Annotated in this window: 17 protein-coding genes; 8 read left to right on the forward strand and 9 right to left on the reverse strand. The window is 69.7% G+C overall.

Translation table 11 applies throughout. From position 1 onward, the window contains the following. The 6 genes from LG632_RS25245 to argC form a co-directional block, all read right to left on the reverse strand. A partial coding sequence (locus LG632_RS25245) for a hypothetical protein (protein WP_226729852.1) occupies positions 1 to 256 on the reverse strand: 256 nt, incomplete at its 3' end. Between the two features lie 16 nt (positions 257 to 272). Next, positions 273 to 836, reverse strand: a complete 564-nt coding sequence (locus LG632_RS25250; RefSeq protein WP_226729853.1) for an arginine repressor — start codon at positions 834 to 836, stop codon at positions 273 to 275. Positions 837 to 843: 7 nt separating this feature from the next. Next, the gene (locus LG632_RS25255; protein ID WP_226729854.1) at positions 844 to 2049 is read right to left on the reverse strand and encodes an acetylornithine transaminase; all 1206 of its coding nucleotides are present in this window, start codon (positions 2047 to 2049) and stop codon (positions 844 to 846) included. Further along, entirely contained in the window at positions 2046 to 2972 is a 927-nt protein-coding gene (argB, locus tag LG632_RS25260; protein WP_226729855.1) for an acetylglutamate kinase, read from the reverse strand. The genes LG632_RS25255 and argB overlap by 4 nt, the downstream gene beginning before the upstream one ends. Next, on the reverse strand, positions 2969 to 4144 hold the full coding sequence (gene argJ / locus LG632_RS25265) for a bifunctional glutamate N-acetyltransferase/amino-acid acetyltransferase ArgJ (RefSeq protein WP_226729856.1): 1176 nt from the start codon (positions 4142 to 4144) through the stop codon (positions 2969 to 2971). The genes argB and argJ overlap by 4 nt, the downstream gene beginning before the upstream one ends. Beyond that, positions 4141 to 5181 carry an N-acetyl-gamma-glutamyl-phosphate reductase gene (gene argC, locus LG632_RS25270; protein ID WP_226729857.1) on the reverse strand — a complete coding sequence of 347 codons (1041 nt, stop codon included), beginning with the start codon at positions 5179 to 5181 and terminating at the stop codon, positions 4141 to 4143. The genes argJ and argC overlap by 4 nt, the downstream gene beginning before the upstream one ends. A 204-nt stretch (positions 5182 to 5385) precedes the next feature. Between argC and LG632_RS25275 the strand changes: the two genes are divergently transcribed. The 3 genes from LG632_RS25275 (at position 5386) to LG632_RS25285 (ending at position 6825) form a co-directional block, all read left to right on the forward strand. Further along, complete coding sequence (locus LG632_RS25275; RefSeq protein ID WP_226729858.1) at positions 5386 to 5874, forward strand: hypothetical protein; 489 nt, start codon at positions 5386 to 5388, stop codon at positions 5872 to 5874. Between the two features lie 142 nt (positions 5875 to 6016). Then, complete coding sequence (locus LG632_RS25280; protein ID WP_226729859.1) at positions 6017 to 6205, forward strand: hypothetical protein; 189 nt, start codon at positions 6017 to 6019, stop codon at positions 6203 to 6205. Positions 6206 to 6222: 17 nt separating this feature from the next. After that, on the forward strand, positions 6223 to 6825 hold the full coding sequence (locus tag LG632_RS25285; protein WP_226729860.1) for a hypothetical protein: 603 nt from the start codon (positions 6223 to 6225) through the stop codon (positions 6823 to 6825). Between the two features lie 821 nt (positions 6826 to 7646). Here LG632_RS25285 and LG632_RS25290 read toward each other — a convergent pair. Then, a complete protein-coding gene (locus LG632_RS25290; RefSeq protein ID WP_226729861.1) occupies positions 7647 to 8762 on the reverse strand; it encodes a helix-turn-helix domain-containing protein in 1116 nt (371 codons plus the stop codon). A 262-nt stretch (positions 8763 to 9024) separates the two neighbouring features. Between LG632_RS25290 and LG632_RS25295 the strand changes: the two genes are divergently transcribed. The 5 genes from LG632_RS25295 to LG632_RS25315 are packed head-to-tail and all read left to right on the forward strand — an operon-like array spanning position 9025 to position 12734. Then, the gene (locus tag LG632_RS25295; RefSeq protein ID WP_226729862.1) at positions 9025 to 9912 is read left to right on the forward strand and encodes an AAA family ATPase; all 888 of its coding nucleotides are present in this window, start codon (positions 9025 to 9027) and stop codon (positions 9910 to 9912) included. A gap of 46 nt (positions 9913 to 9958) precedes the next feature. Then, on the forward strand, positions 9959 to 10378 hold the full coding sequence (locus LG632_RS25300) for a CBASS system Cap8 protein (RefSeq protein WP_226729863.1): 420 nt from the start codon (positions 9959 to 9961) through the stop codon (positions 10376 to 10378). After that, positions 10375 to 10878: a hypothetical protein gene (locus LG632_RS25305; RefSeq protein ID WP_226729864.1), complete on the forward strand. Its 504-nt coding sequence runs from the start codon at positions 10375 to 10377 to the stop codon at positions 10876 to 10878. The genes LG632_RS25300 and LG632_RS25305 overlap by 4 nt, the downstream gene beginning before the upstream one ends. 24 nt (positions 10879 to 10902) lie before the next feature. Beyond that, entirely contained in the window at positions 10903 to 11769 is an 867-nt protein-coding gene (locus LG632_RS25310; protein WP_226729865.1) for a CBASS oligonucleotide cyclase, read from the forward strand. Continuing rightward, complete coding sequence (locus LG632_RS25315) at positions 11766 to 12734, forward strand: S-4TM family putative pore-forming effector (RefSeq protein WP_226729866.1); 969 nt, start codon at positions 11766 to 11768, stop codon at positions 12732 to 12734. Before LG632_RS25310 ends, LG632_RS25315 begins: the two co-directional genes overlap by 4 nt. Before the next feature lie 258 nt (positions 12735 to 12992). Here LG632_RS25315 and LG632_RS25320 read toward each other — a convergent pair whose 3' ends face one another. Continuing rightward, complete coding sequence (locus LG632_RS25320; RefSeq protein ID WP_226729867.1) at positions 12993 to 13760, reverse strand: N-acetyltransferase; 768 nt, start codon at positions 13758 to 13760, stop codon at positions 12993 to 12995. A gap of 32 nt (positions 13761 to 13792) precedes the next feature. Continuing rightward, a complete protein-coding gene (locus LG632_RS25325; RefSeq protein WP_226729868.1) occupies positions 13793 to 15223 on the reverse strand; it encodes an aminotransferase-like domain-containing protein in 1431 nt (476 codons plus the stop codon). Between the last annotated feature and the right edge of the window lie 56 nt (positions 15224 to 15279).

Raw genomic sequence — 15279 nt, forward strand, 5'->3', positions numbered from 1 at the left:
CGGTGAGCCGGATCCGGCCGTCGTCGCCGACCTCGACCAGACGGGCCGTCAGCAGCTCCGCCACGGCCGGCTCCACCGCCTCGACCGCGCCCCACGGGCCGGTCGTCACGGCGTGGTACGGGTCCAGCGCGGCGCAGACGGCGGGGCGGGCGCGGGTCCGGTCGGCGCGGTCGCGCAGCAGCCACAGGGCGCCCAGCACCAGGTGGCCGAGGGCGGCGGCCGCGCAGGCCGCGCCGACGAGGTCCGGTCGGGTCATGGCCCCAGGATGCGGCTCAGCTCTCCTTCTGAGCCAGTTTCAGCAGGTGGTCGGCGAGGGCCTGACCGCCCGCCGGGTCGCGGCTGATGAGCATCAGCGTGTCGTCGCCGGCGATGGTGCCGAGGACGGAGTGCAGTTCGGCCTGGTCGATTGCCGAGGCGAGGAACTGGGCCGCACCCGGCGGGGTGCGCAGGACCACGAGGTTCGCCGAGGCCTCCGCGGAGATCAGCAGCTCGCCGGAGAGGCGCCGCATGCGCTCCTCCTTGGCCGATTCCCCCAGCGGCGCCTGCGGCGTGCGGAACCCGCCCTCGCTGGGCACCGCGTAGATCAGCTCGCCGCCGGTGTTGCGGATCTTCACCGCGCCCAGCTCGTCGAGGTCCCGGCTGAGCGTCGCCTGGGTGACGCTCAGTCCGTCGTCGGCGAGCAGCTTGGCGAGCTGGCTCTGCGAGCGGACCGGCTGCCGGTTGAGGATGTCCACGATCCGGCGGTGGCGGGCCGTGCGGGTCTGCGGGACGGACGGCCCCGCCTGGGCCTCCGTCCGCGGGGACCCCCACTCCTCGTTGTCCTGCGCCTGGCTCATCGTCGTCTCATTCTCCGGGTCGTCCCGCCTCGTGGCTTGCGTCGAGGATGCCGGGCAGGGCCTGGACGAACGCGTCCACCTCGGCCTCCGTGACGATGAACGCCGGCATCAGCCGTACGACGTCGGGGGCGGGAGCGTTGACCAGGAAGCCGGCTTCCTGAGCCGCCAGCTGCACCTGCTGCGCGAGCGGCTCTGTCAGCACGATACCCAGCAGCAGACCCGCACCACGGACGTGGCTGACCAGCGGATGTCCGGAGGCCTCGATTCCGGAGCGCAGCCGCTCGCCCCGCGCCTTGACCTGGTCCAGCAGCCCGTCGGCGGCGATGGTGTCGATCACCGCGAGGCCGGCGGCGCAGGCCACCGGGTTCCCGCCGAAGGTGGTGCCGTGCTGGCCGGGCCGCAGCAGGTCGGCGGTGGCGCCGAAGGCGGCCACGGCGCCGAGCGGCAGGCCACCGCCCAGACCCTTCGCGAGCGTGACGAGGTCGGGCTCGACACCCTCGTGGGCCTGGTGCTCGAACCACTGTCCGCACCGGCCGATGCCGGTCTGCACCTCGTCCAGGGCCAGGAGGGTGCCGGTGGCCCGGGTGATCTCGCGGGCGGCCGTCAGATAGCCGGCGGGCGGGACCACCACGCCGTTCTCGCCCTGGATCGGCTCGATCAGCACGAGCGCGGTGTCCTCGGTGACGGCGGCCCGCAGCGCCTCCACGTCGCCGTACGGGACGTGCGTGACGTCACCGGGCAGCGGCAGGAACGGGCCCTGCTTGGCGGGTTGCCCGGTGAGGGCGAGGGCGCCCATGGTGCGGCCGTGGAAGCCGCCGGTGGTGGCGACCATGTGGATGCGGCCGGTCAGCCGGCCGATCTTGAAGACGGCCTCGACCGCCTCGGCGCCGGAGTTGCAGAAGAAAATCTTGCCCTCGCGGCCGAACAGCTGGAGCAGCCGCTCGCCCAGGGCGAGGACCGGCTCGGAGGCGTAGAGGTTGGAGACGTGGCCGAGGGTGGCGATCTGGGTGGAGACGGCCTCGACGACCGCGGGGTGGGCGTGGCCGAGGGCGTTGACCGCGATCCCGCCGACGAGGTCGGTGTACTGCCGGCCGTCGGCGTCCCAGACCTGCGCGCCCGCGCCGCGGACCAGCGCCACCGCGGGCGTGCCGTAGTTGTTCGTCAGCGCGCCCTGCCAGCGGGCGCCGTACTCCTGGTTGCCGCCGGTGCTCATGCGTCCGTCCCTCCCTGTGCTGCGGGGTCCTGCGGGTCGGGCACGACCATCGTGCCGATCCCGGAATCGGTGAAGATCTCCAGCAGGATCGAGTGCTGGACCCGGCCGTCGATCACCCGGGCGGTGCGCACCCCGTTGCGGACGGCGTGCAGGCAGCCCTCCATCTTGGGCACCATGCCGCTGGACAGCTCGGGCAGCAGCTTCTCCAGCTCGCTGACGGTGAGCCGGCTGATGACGTCGTCGCTGTTCGGCCAGTCCGCGTAGAGGCCCTCGACGTCGGTGAGGACCATCAGGGTCTCGGCCCGCAGGGCGGCGGCCAGCGCGGCGGCGGCCGTGTCGGCGTTGACGTTGTAGACGTGTCCGTCGTCCTGGCTGCGGGCGATGGAGGAGATGACCGGGATCCGGCCGTCGGCGAGCAGCGCCTCGATGGCGCCGGTGTCGATGGCGGTGATCTCGCCGACCCGGCCGATGTCGACGAGCTCGCCGTCGATCTCCGGCATGTGCTGGACGGCGGTGATGGTGTGGGCGTCCTCGCCGGTCATGCCGACGGCGAACGGCCCGTGCTGGTTGAGCAGTCCGACCAGGTCCCGCTGGACCTGGCCGGCCAGCACCATCCGGACGACGTCCATCGCCTCGGGCGTGGTGACCCGCAGACCGGCCTTGAACTCGCTGACCAGGCCGTGCCGGTCCAGCTGGGCGCTGATCTGCGGGCCGCCGCCGTGCACCACGACGGGCCGCAGGCCCGCGTGCCGCAGGAAGACGACGTCCTGGGCGAAGGCGGCCTTGAGCTCGTCGTTCACCATGGCGTTGCCGCCGAACTTGATGACGACGGTCTTGCCGTGGTGGCGGGTCAGCCAGGGCAGGGCCTCGATGAGGATCTCGGCCTTGGGCAGGGCGGTGTGCTTCCGCGTGGCGCCGCTCATGAGGAGTACGCGCTGTTCTCGTGGACGTAGTCGGCCGTCAGGTCGTTGGTCCAGATGACCGCGGACGCGTCGCCGGCGACCAGGTCGGCGGTGATCCGGACCTCCCGCTCCTTCATGCTGACCAGCTCGCGGTCCTCGCCGACGGAGCCGTTGCGGCAGACCCACACGCCGTTGATGGCGACGTTCAGCCGGTCCGGGTCGAAGGACGCGCCGGTGGTGCCGATGGCGGAGAGCACCCGGCCCCAGTTGGGGTCCTCGCCGTGGACGGCGCACTTGAGGAGGTTGTTGCGGGCGATGGAGCGGCCCACCTCGACGGCGTCGTCCTCGTCGGCGGCGTTGATCACCTCGATCCGGATGTCCTTGCTCGCGCCTTCGGCGTCGCCGATCAGCTGCCGGGCCAGGTCGTCGCAGACGGTCCGCACGGCCTCGGCGAAGGCGTCGTACTCGGGGACCACGCCGGAGGCGCCGGAGGCCAGCAGCAGCACGGTGTCGTTGGTGGACATGCAGCCGTCGGAGTCGACCCGGTCGAAGGTGGTGCGGGTCGCGGCGCGCAGCGCCTTGTCGAGGGTGGCGCTGTCGAGGTCGGCGTCCGTGGTGAGGACCACGAGCATGGTGGCCAGGCCCGGCGCGAGCATGCCGGCGCCCTTGGCCATGCCGCCGACGGTCCAGCCGTCCTGACCGGCGGTGGCGGTCTTGTGGACGGTGTCGGTGGTCTTGATGGCGACGGCGGCGGCCTCGCCGCCGTCCTCGGACAGGGCCGCGGTGGCGCTCTCCACGCCGGGCAGCAGCTTGTCCATGGGCAGCAGCACGCCGATCAGGCCGGTCGAGGCGACCGCGATCTCGCCGGCGTTGTGCTCGCCGCCCGCGACGCCGGCCGCGTTGAGGGCCTCGGCCACCTTCTCGGCGGTGGCGTGGGTGTCCTGGAAGCCGCGGGGGCCGGTGCAGGCGTTGGCACCGCCGGAGTTGAGGACCACGGCGCTGACCGCGCCGCCGCGCAGCACCTGCTCCGACCACAGGACGGGCGCCGCCTTGACGCGGTTGGAGGTGAAGACGCCGGCGGCGGCCAGGCGCGGACCGTGGTTGACCACGAGGGCCAGGTCCGGGTTGCCGTTCTGCTTGATCCCGGCCGCGACACCCGCGGCCGAGAACCCCTGTGCGGCCGTCACACTCACGGCGCCACTCCAATCGTGGAAAGCCCGAGGCCCTCGTGGAGCCCGAGCGCGATGTTCATGCTCTGCACCGCGCCACCGGCGGTGCCCTTGGTCAGGTTGTCGATGGCGCTGATCGCGATGATGCGCCGGGCGGCCTCGTCGTACGCGACCTGCACCTGAACGGCGTTGGAACCGTGGACGGACGCCGTGGCGGGCCACTGCCCCTCGGGCAGCAGGTGGACGAACGGCTCGTCCGCGTACGCCTTCTCGTAGGCGGCGCGCACCGACTCGGCGGTGGTTCCGGGGACGGCCTTGGCGGAGCACGTGGCGAGGATGCCGCGGGTCATGGGTGCCAGGGTCGGGGTGAAGGAGACCGAGACCCGGGTACCGGCGGCCGCGCTGAGGTTCTGGACCATCTCGGGGGTGTGCCGGTGGCCGCCGCCGACGCCGTACGGGGTCATGGAGCCCATGACCTCGGAGCCGAGCAGGTGCGTCTTGGGCGCCTTGCCGGCGCCGGAGGTGCCGCTGGCGGCGACGACCACGGCCTCGGGCTCGGCGAGCCCGGCGGTGTAGGCCGGTACGAGCGCCAGCGAGACGGCGGTGGGGTAGCAGCCGGGAACCGCGATGCGCTTGGACCCCTCCAGCGCGGCGCGGCCGCCCGGCAGTTCGGGCAGGCCGTAGGGCCAGGTGCCGGCGTGCGGGGAGCCGTAGAACCGCTCCCAGTCGGCCGCGTCCTCCAGCCGGTGGTCGGCGCCCATGTCGACGACGAGCACGTCGTCGCCGAGCTCGGCGGCCACGGCGGCGGACTGGCCGTGCGGGAGCGCGAGGAAGACCACGTCGTGCCGCCGGTCCTGCCCGGCGAGCACCTCGGCGGTGGTCGGCTCCAGGGTGCGTCCGGCGAGCGGGAGCAGGTGGGGCTGGAGCGAGCCGAGCAGCTGCCCGGCGTTGGAGTTCCCGGTGAGCGCACCGATCTCGACCTCGGGGTGCGAGAGCAGCAGACGCAGGACTTCCCCACCCGCGTACCCACTGGCTCCGGCCACCGCAACACGTACCACCATCGGACCTCCTTCGATGGCATGACTATACGTATCGCCGCACGTTTATGCAAAGCCCTTGTTGCGGGGCCGCTGCCGGCCCTGTGACCGAGAGTTTTAGTCGGCGGATGAGCACGCTAGTTGGCGGATCTTGGTCCCATAACGCTGTGTTGCGATAGATGCGAAGAACTGCCCCCGTCTTTAGCCGATGGGTGCTGCTGTGGATGGGTGAGCGAGGCAGCGAGCGCGAAGATCCCCTCGGATTCGAGTGGTCTGGATCATTTTGTCACCGCGCACGACGGGGATGCCCTGCTGCGGGATCGGCTGCGGCTCGGGGACGGCTGGACGCGTCGTTGGAGTTCGACGTGGCAGGTGGGCACCGACGAGGTCTGCTGGCCCGTCCGGGATACGGCCCACGTACCGGTGCTGTCGTCCAGGCCGATGCGGGGGTTCACGTGGCGGGCGAAGCAGCGGCATCGGCCCGGGCTGGAAGTGATGGTGTCGACGGGCCGGAAGCACGGCTTCGAGTCGTTGGAGGAGATGCGGCTGCTGGTCGCGCTGGACTTCCTGAGGGCGTCGGAGGTGCTGTCGCAGCCGTTCCGACTGGACTTCGAGTACGCGGCCGGGCACGCCTGGCACATCCCGGACTTCCTGGCCGTGATCGGCAGCGGGATGGCTGATGGACGTGCGCCCTATGGAGCTGATCAGGGACGATGACGCGCTGTAGTTCGCGGCGGCCAGGGAGGTGGCGGCGGCATGCGGCTGGCGGTACTCGGTGGTCGCGGGCTAGCGCCCGCATGTCTGGAGCGTCCTTGATCACTTGTCCTCGCGGCGTCGGCCGACGAGGGATCTGCTGGGCATGCGCGACCAACTGCTCACCGCTATCAGCGGGCAGCAGGGTCGGGTGATGACGTTCTCCGAGCTGGCGGACTCAACCAGCGTGCCTTCTGTCGGCCGGGCGAACATCGTCCGGCTGCTCTGGCAACACGAGCTCGGCATTGATCTGGGCAGTCGCTTGCGCGACAGCTCGCTGATCTGGGCGGCGTGATGGCGGCGAGGGGGTTCTTGCAGATCGCGCGCGGCAGGCGGGTCGCGCTCAATGGCGTCGAATGGACGGTCGAAGACATCCAGGGCCAGCGAGGCCGGCTCATCCTGGTGGATGGCGACGGCCGCGCGGAGACCCGTTCCTTCCGCTGGCTCATCAACCACGCTGACCTACGGCTCCTGCCGACGGTCGAAGCATCGAGGCGCCCGCCGACGTTCGCACGGCAGCCGAGGACATTAGCCGACCTGACCGAGGACCAACTGGAGGGGGCCCGGGTGCGGGCTGCGCACGTGCTGGAAGCCGAGACGGGGTTCCGGGAGGGCCACCAAGCTCGGGCCCTCCACAAGGTCCTGCGGAAGCACCACGTGAAGATCCATCCGCGACGCGGAGTGAACATCCTCGGGCTCTGGTATCACCACCCGGTCCTCGACGAGCCGTGCTTCCAGCAGCCCTCCGCCCGAGGCGGCAAACACGCGGGCCAGTGGGTAATCCGCAGGGACCGCCATCAAGTGTTCTTCCAGGACCCTGCCGACCACGAGCATGGCACATCCTGCGCTGGCAAGGACTGCCTCCCGAAGGCGAGATCCCCGCCTTCTCGGACAAGACCGCCGACGCCCTCCTAGCACAGGTGAAGACGAACAACATCAAGCACATCAGGTCGTTGTCTACGACCGACACAAGGGCGACTGCTCCGAACGACTTCGCCAGGCCGCCGACCCCGTAACCCTAGTATTCCTAAGAAAGGGCACCCACCTCCAAACCGGCTACCAGCCTGAGCACATCCCAGCATTCCTGGAGCCGGACTGGCACCAGCGCCACCTGGCCAGTTGCGCGGGCTCGCGATCCAAGACTGCGCGGAGGACCGCCGCCATCCGACTCGTCCAACAAGTCATCGGGGGGGATCCGACCAGGCCGCCGCATAACTTCTCGGGATCCCTCCATTCAGAGATACGTGCTCCGCGGACGCAACACTAGGTGGCCACTGAGTAGTGGCTGCAACCCTATTGATTTCGATAGGGCTCTCCGCGCTCTCACTTCGGAACTGCAGTCACCATGCAAACCGCCAATTGACTACCGGCGCAGGCGACAAGCACTCCACGAATGGGTAATAGCCCCGACACCTGGAATGCTCCGATTCGGCACCTTCCTCGGTCCCCTCATGTCACCCAGATCGACTTCGGTGATCGGAAACGTCAAACGGTCTGTCTACGTATGGACGCTCATCACACAGGGCAAGCACCTCTTCGCTCCGCGGCCACTCGAAGCCGCACAACCTCCCGAAGTCCGCCAGCAATGGGCTCGGCGTCGTAACACAACCTGGTTCCAGTTCACTCGCCCTGACCCCATGAGCCACTATGCTGAAATGCGTCGAATTCTTTCCGAATACGCCGAACAGCTTGCCCGGGACATCGACTCAGGCGTTGAAGCGACTGATTGAGATAGGTCAGAACTCCACGCGAGGACGTTCGATGATATCCCGACCAAGAAGGGTTCGAATGTCGGATTCTGGAAGGCCGGAACGAGCGATGAAATCACCGGATGAGACACCAGTTTTTTCCGTGAGCTCCAGTGCCCGACGCAAGAGGACCGGAGTTTCTGGATTTCCTAGAGAACCTGGCTCTACTTTCCTCCACCCTCGGACGGACAACGCTTTCCATCCTTGCGCGTAGGCGTTTTCGCTCATAACGCCGAGTGTTTTTGCTCGGACGAGGAGAGCAGCTAGCGAGACGTGCCATTTCGCCTTCAAGCGAAGAAGTGCGGGCCAGTCGAGCCGGTCCGGAAGTTCTGATTTGATGTCGCTGGCAGGCATTAGGAACGCAGCGGCGAACTCGTGAGCTTGACTCTCAGTAGCCTTGTCGCCAATTTTTCCAGTGACACCATGCAAGACCAGATGGCCTAGCTCGTGGGCCGCATCGAAACGGGAACGGTCGCGCAGGCCCTTGTCGGCCCCAAGAGCAACCACGGGCCTGTCGGGGAAGTCAACGCAGAATGCATCGACCTTTTCGAGGCCAACACGGAAGCGGACAACAATAATCCCGTTGGTTTCCAGCAGTCGCACAACGTCTTGGACCGGACCGCGTGGGACTTTCCAGTGGCTACGGACCTGGGCAGCCGCTTGTTCGATATCAGCGGACCGGAGAGGCTGCCCTTCTTCGATTGGCACGCGCGGCAGATTGAGTTCGGGCAACGCAACGTGCTTTTCGAGCTCAAGCGTGAATTCCCGCGCGAGGTGTACGTAGGCGAGAGCTTGTTGGCGGTCTCGAGGAGAGGTGGATCGAAGACTGCGGAAGAAGCCGTTGACCTGCTCTTGGGCGGGGGGACGGGCCGGAGCGGCGAAGAACGACATCGGAACCCGCAACGCGACCGCGAGCCGGCGAAGCGTCGATGTGGCGGGCTTGGTGTGTCCGTTCTCGAACTGGCTAATCGAGGCTGCAGTGACGGAGCCCACCTCTCTGGCCAGTTGCACCTGGGTGAGCCCCCGCAGTTCGCGTGCCATTCGCAGCCGGGCACGATCGAACAGGGCGGCGATGTCGCCGGGGTCCAGTTGTGGGTCGTTCACGTCGCTCGCCTCCCGGCCAGTCGACGTCCGCTGATCAGCGGACGCTTCTCGATCTTGAGTACTCCGCCCGCATCTTAGGCACACCTTGGTTACCGGTCAGTCAAATCACTCAGCTCCGGCCGGACGCGCCCGAGGGAAGTGTGTCGAGTTTCATCCCCATCCCGTCATGTACTCTACCTATCGCACGGAAGATGATGTTCAAATCTGAGGTGACCCGCCAGCGGTGGGGGACGGAGCTGAGGTGCTGAGAGTTCGGGAGTGCGTGCTGTCCAACGAGGTGATCACCGCCGACTCGGTGGAGACCGCCTTGTGGGACGCCATCGTGGTGCCGGAGGGGATCAAGGAGCGGTTGCGCAACCAAACCGTGTTGTCGCTGCTTGTGCGGCCTGACCTGCCGTTTGCGATGACGGCGCTGCACGGCTTGTGCACGCTCTACGGTCCTCCTGGTACCGGCAAGACGACCCTGGCGCGGGGTCTGCCGGCGCAGGTCGCCCGCTACGTCGGTGGAGGCGCGGTCCGACGGATCGAGATCAACCCGCACGGGCTAATGAGCGCCGAGCACGGGCAGTCGCAGCAGCGGGTCAGCGAGCTGCTCGGCGAGTACGTTCCGGGCCTCGCGTCGGATGGCGTGCCGACCGTAGTGATTCTCGACGAGGTCGAGTCGATGGCGGTGGCCCGCTCGGCGGCGTCGCTGGCCGCCAACCCGGCCGACGTCCACCGCGCCACGGACGCGGTGCTCACTGCCTTGGATCTCAACGCCGCCGAGCACCCGCACCTGTTCTTCGTCGCGACCAGCAACTTCACCACCGCTCTGGACGAGGCGTTCCTCTCCCGCTCCGACGCCGCCATCCTCGTCCCGCTTCCCGAGCCGGAGGCGCTGCGGAAGATCCTGGCCTCCACGCTGCTGATGCTGGCCGACAAGTACCCCGCCTTGGGCGAGCTTGCGCGCTCCTCCGTGGTGGAGCGCATCGCCGAGGCGGCTCACGGACTGGACGGCCGCCGTACGCGCAAGGTGGTCTTCGAAGCCCTGGCTCAGCGGCTGGACACGGTGCTGGACCCCGGCAGCCTGACCGAAGACGACCTGGCCACCGCGGTGCACAACGCCGTCGCGGAGACGGGCCAGCCGGAGGTGTCCCGTGCGGCGCGCTAGGCAGGTGGCGGCCTCCCCCACGCGCAGCGCCAGCGGAACCTGGGCGGTGATCTCGGACCTCGTGGCGGATACCGTGGCGCAGTCCTCCGCGCTGTCCCGCGACGAGGCGGTGGAGGCGATGTCGGCCGCCGAGGCAATCGGGCGGATGCTGATCGCGGCAGGGCACCTGCAGCAGCACCCGATCACCCTGGTGGCCGGCAAGGTGCACTGCGAGATCACGACGGTGTCCGGCACGGCAGCGCTGACGTTGGAGGAGAACCTCAACCCGGTCCCCGGCGCGGCGGGCGCCGACGATTTCACGATCCACTTGCCGTCCCCGGCCCCGCTCCAAGAGCAGGTGAAGGCAGTCGTCGATGGTCACGCCCGATTGTCCGACGCTGTCCCGCCCGCTCCGGAGACGAAGACGGCCAGCTCCGGTCCGCTGATCGACCATGAGACTCTGCGCCGGGCGGTGACCCAGCGATGACCTCCACCTATACCTACAGCTACACCCGGACCCACACCGCCACGCACCTGACCGACGTCATCCTCGGCACCATCACCGACATCCTCGCCGACCTGGGGATCAACATGGACCGGCTGCATCGCGACTGGGTGCAGAACGAGAACGCGATCAAGGCGTGGATCGAGGAGGGCTCACTCGACACGGTCGTCCTCGAGTGCCACCAGTCCTCGGGCGCCGTGGCGCCGGTGATCGAGTTCCCGGTCTCCTACACCACCGCCGGCGACGGCAACGCCGAGTTCACCGCCTCTCGTGCCCGAGCCGCCCGGTTCCGGGCCAAGTTCGACCAGGTGCCCGCGGGCACCACCTACCGGCTGTTCTGCACCTTCAACGGGCCCCGCACCCCGCAACCGGGTTGGGGCCCCGGCCAGCGGTCGAGCACCGACGGCCTGCGCGGCATCACCTTCGGCACCCTCGGCTCCGCCCCACACGCCTCGACCGGCATGCGGTACTACCACACCTGAGGCCACGAGCAGGAAGACACCGCTATGGGATACATCGACGACGCCTTCACCAAGCTCAAGCACAACCTGGAGATCACCCAGACCGAGCAGAACCTGGCAAAGGCACGGCACGAGGCCATCCGCGATTTCGTCCGGTCGCACTGGGACCTCGCCGACGACTTCCTCACCGGAAGCTACCGGCGCGACACCAAGACGAAGAAGCTCAAGGACATCGATATCTTCGTGGTCCTCGACGCCAACGGCTCCCAGGCCGGCTTCCGCGATCAGGCGCCCATCCAAGTGATCAACGCCCTGGAGACCATGCTCCGTCAGAAGTGGAGCGCTGCCGCCCGCGACGGCATGGCCGTCGTCATCCCCTACGGCCCCGACGACGAGGTCATGTCGATCGACGTGGTCCCCGCCTTCAAGCGAGGCGAGGGCGGCTACTACATCCCCAATCCCTCGGCAGGCGACTGGATCGCGACCAACCCCAAGCGCCACCACGAGCTGAGCATCGCCAAGAACGCCGACGGCGACGGCAAGTACGTGCCCTTCGTCAAGATGGTCAAGGGCATCAACCGCGAACTCGGTGAGCCCGTGTCGCCCTCCTTCCTGCTGGAGGTCATGGCTCAGTCGCTGGTGAAACCGCCGATAGGGCGCTACCAAGACGAGATCGTGCTGTTCTTGGCCACCGCCGCCGAACGCATCGGCGACGAGTGGCCTGACCCCGCCGGCCTGGGCGGTGACGTCAACGCCGTCATGAACGCGACTCAGAAGCTCGCCGCGGCCAACGCACTAACCCAGGCCCGCGCCATCGCGGAGCGGGCGGTCGACCTGGAGGACGAGGGCCAGGAGCGCGCTGCCTACGACGAGTGGAAGAAGCTGTTCGGGAACAGGATGACCAGGCCATGAACCTCTCCACAGACCCCAGCGGCGTCCACGGAATACCGCCTCGGGCTATCCACGAGCGGCAGCTCGACGACGACATGTTGCTTCTCCAGCGCGCCGCGTCGGCAAGTCACCAACGCGGCCAGCGCCTCGAAGCTGTGCGCGTCACCGCCGCCGTTCTGCTCGCCGCCGCCGGTGTCCTGATCACGCTGTCCGGCCACGGCCGGACAGTCGTCTCGATCGTCGGGTTCTTCTGGTTCGTCGTCTCCGCGTTCCTGCTCAAGGGCCTCGCTGGGAGCACCGCCCGCCAGGGCGCCCTGCTCCAAGAGATGTTCGATGTCGCCCTGTTCCACTTGCCGTGGCGCGCCACCGTTGCAGGCGACCCCATCCCCGAACCCGACGTCCGCCGTCTCGCGCGCAAGCTCCCCCGAGGCGGCCCGAAGGACAAGCGCATCACTGACGGTTGGTACGACCCCACCCACAACATCCACCACCCCTACGACGTGTTCATTGCTCAGGAGCAGAACCTCGCCTGGGACGCTCGCCTTCGCCGTCGCTATAGCTACGTCATCGCTTCCGTTGCGTTGCTGTGGGCCACCATCGGCTTCCTCGCCGGCTTGGTGGTCGCGGACGCCACTCTGGGCGACACTCTCCTCAGCTTCTTCGTCCCATCCTTGGCGGTCTACCAGATCGCTTACGAAATCTGGTCCGGCCAACGCAAAGTGGCTGACGAACGCGACCGACTCACCAAGGTCGTCAACACCGAGCTACACAGCGGACGCCCAGGCCCCGTCCCTGACGACGAATGGCGCCGCCTTCGAAGCGCTGCACGGGACGTGCAGGACGGCGTACTCCGCACCCGCCTGGACACCACCCGAGTACCCGAGTGGTTCTACAAGCGTTTCCGCGACGAGGACGAACGCGACTTCGGCGACACTGCAGAAGGCCACCGCGTCCGCCTCGCGCAAAACACACCCCCACCCACGTAGTTCGTTGGGCGGGATACTCCCAGCCCGCCCAACCGACCCACCGCGACTAAGAGCGGCGCACACGCTCACGCACAGTGAACGCCGAAATCTCAAGGTCCGCCAACTAGGCCTCTCAAGATCCGCCAAACAGAACACGATCCGCCAAGTAAAGATCTCGGTCACACGGCCCGAGCAGTGCGACGGGGCCGCGGGACTCCGCCGGGGCTCGGCGCGCCCGCCCTCGCCGACGGGAGCACGGCGGGCCGCCGGCAGCGGGGATCAGGCCCTCGGCGCGGCGGGCCGGGGCAGGGGGTGGCGGACCCAGATGTTGGGTTCGACGTAGACCGCGTAGCCCTGGGACGGGTCGCAGTGGACCGGGGTCAGGGCGCCCGGGACGTGGACCGGGCCCGGGCGGTCGAAGGGGAGGCCCGTCCAGGCGCGCCAGTCCTCGACGGAGGCGCTGATCGTCATGGACAGCGGGGCGACGCCGTGGACGGTGGCGCCCGCGCGGACGTGCACCCGCAGCCACGGGTCGTACGGCAGGCCGTCCTCCCGGGTGCGGTACGCGTACGCGTGGATCGGGGTGTCCGGCTCGGCGTGCTTGCCGCTGGGCCGGACCGGGGCCACGACCTCGGCGAAGCCACGGGACCGGGCGTTCTCGCGCATCGCCGCCAGCATCCGGCCCGACAGGCCCTCGCCCCGCCGTCCCGTGGCGACGGTGATCTCGATCGCGCTGACCGTGTCGGGGGCGACCCCGCGCCGCAGGTCGGAGAAGGCCCACAGCAGGACCTCGTCCCAGCCGCGGGCCGGCAGCTCACCGCGGCCCTCGGCGTGCAGGGCGAAGGGGACGCTGAAGGCGCGGGCGACGACCTCGTCCCCGTCCGTGGCGACCAGGACGTACTCGGGCAGCTCGGTCACCATCCGCGGGTACAGCAGCCGGCCCACCGAGTCGTACCCGGCGAACTCCGGCCAGAGGTCTTCCATGTCCCACAGCCGCGCGGCGAGCTCCGGCCGCTCGGCCACGGTGGTGATCTCGATCTCGGTCATCCCGGCAGGCTAGGGCCGCCGCCGCGGGCCCCTCAAGCGATTTGGCCGAGGGCCGCCAGGCGGCGGACCGCCTCCGTCAGGCCGTCCGGTCCGGCGACGGCCGCGAAGCTCATGCGGACGTACGGGCCCGGGGGCTCGGCGCAGAAATAAGGACGGCCCGGGGTCACCGCGACGCCGACGCGCAGGGCCGCGGCCACGAAGGCGGCCTCGTCCGAGCCGTCGGGCAGCCGCGCCCACAGCTGGAAGCCGCCGGTCGGCAGCCGCGCCGGGGTGAGCCCGGGCAGCTCGCGCAGCACCGCGCCCGCCAGCACCTCGCGCCGGTGGCGCAGCTCGGCGGCCACCGCGCGCAGGTGCCGCGGCCAGGCCGGGGCCCCGACGAGTTCCAGCGCCGCCTCCTGCAGCGGGCGCGGCACGAAGAAGCTGTCCACGACCTGGATCGCCCGCAGCCGCTCCAGGACCGGCCCGCGCGCGGCCAGGGCGCCCACCCGCAGGGACGGCGAGGTGACCTTGGTCAGGGAGCGGACGTGGACGACGACGCCGTCGGGATCCGCGGCGGCCAGCGTCGGCGGCAGCGGCCCCGCGTCCTCGTGGGCCAGGGCGCGGGCGTAGTCGTCCTCGACCACGAACGCCCCGGCCGCCCGCGCGATCCGCAGGACCTGCGCGCGCCGCTCGGCGGCGAGCACGGCCCCCGTCGGGTTCTGGAACAGCGGCTGGCACACGAACACCCGCGCGCCGGTGGCCTCGAACGCCGCCGCCAGCAGTTCCGCCCGCACCCCCTCGGCGTCGGCCGGTACGGGCACGGGCCGGCACCCCGAGGCCCGGGCGATGGCCAGCAGGCCGGGGTAGGTGGGGGACTCCACGAGGATCGGCGCGCCGGGCGGGGCCAGCGCCCGCAGCGCCGTGGTCAGCGCGCTCTGCCCGCCCGCCGTGACCAGGACGTCCGCCGCGGTGACCTGGCCGCCGATCTCCCGGGCGAACCAGTCGCGCAGCTCGGGCAGCCCCTCGGTGGGCGGCCGGGACCACGCGCCGGGTCGCCGCCCGGCCCGGGCCAGGGCCGCCGCCATGGCCCGCTCGGGCTGGAGCGAGGGGTGCAGGTAGCCGCCGTTGAGCTCGATCACCCCCGGCGGCGGCACCGCCAGCGACACCAGGACGCCGGAGGCGTCCACGGTGCGCGGTACGACCTCGCCCGGGCCCTCGGCACTGAGTGCGAGCTGCTGCCAGGAGGTGTCCCCGGCCGCCGGGGTCGCCGTACGGGGCTGCGCGCGGAAGACGCCGGCGCCGGGGCGGGTGACGACCAGGCCCTCGGCGGCGAGCTGGGCCAGGGCCCGGGAGACGGTCACGGGGCTGACCCGGAACCGTTCGACGAGGGACCGGCTCGACGGCAGCTTTCCACCTACCGAGTAGCGGTCGAGCTCACTCCGCAAGGTTTCCGCGAGATCCGCCACGCTGCTACGCTCGTACATGAGAGCACAGAATAGCGCTACCCGCTCCACGCCGATAGCGGTCGAAGCCACCGCCC

Source organism: Streptomyces antimicrobicus, assembly GCF_020532625.1.
Taxonomy (GTDB): domain Bacteria; phylum Actinomycetota; class Actinomycetes; order Streptomycetales; family Streptomycetaceae; genus Streptomyces; species Streptomyces antimicrobicus.

Coding starts and splice junctions, on each gene's coding strand:
- LG632_RS25320 (WP_226729867.1), bottom strand. CDS start 13,760: ATGACCGAGATCGAGATCACCACCGTGGCCGAGCGGCCGGAGCTCGCC.
- LG632_RS25325 (WP_226729868.1), bottom strand. CDS start 15,223: ATGTACGAGCGTAGCAGCGTGGCGGATCTCGCGGAAACCTTGCGGAGT.
- LG632_RS25250 (WP_226729853.1), bottom strand. CDS start 836: ATGAGCCAGGCGCAGGACAACGAGGAGTGGGGGTCCCCGCGGACGGAG.
- LG632_RS25255 (WP_226729854.1), bottom strand. CDS start 2,049: ATGAGCACCGGCGGCAACCAGGAGTACGGCGCCCGCTGGCAGGGCGCG.
- LG632_RS25315 (WP_226729866.1), top strand. CDS start 11,766: ATGAACCTCTCCACAGACCCCAGCGGCGTCCACGGAATACCGCCTCGG.
- argC (WP_226729857.1), bottom strand. CDS start 5,181: ATGGTGGTACGTGTTGCGGTGGCCGGAGCCAGTGGGTACGCGGGTGGG.
- LG632_RS25305 (WP_226729864.1), top strand. CDS start 10,375: ATGACCTCCACCTATACCTACAGCTACACCCGGACCCACACCGCCACG.
- LG632_RS25310 (WP_226729865.1), top strand. CDS start 10,903: ATGGGATACATCGACGACGCCTTCACCAAGCTCAAGCACAACCTGGAG.
- argB (WP_226729855.1), bottom strand. CDS start 2,972: ATGAGCGGCGCCACGCGGAAGCACACCGCCCTGCCCAAGGCCGAGATC.
- LG632_RS25280 (WP_226729859.1), top strand. CDS start 6,017: ATGCGCGACCAACTGCTCACCGCTATCAGCGGGCAGCAGGGTCGGGTG.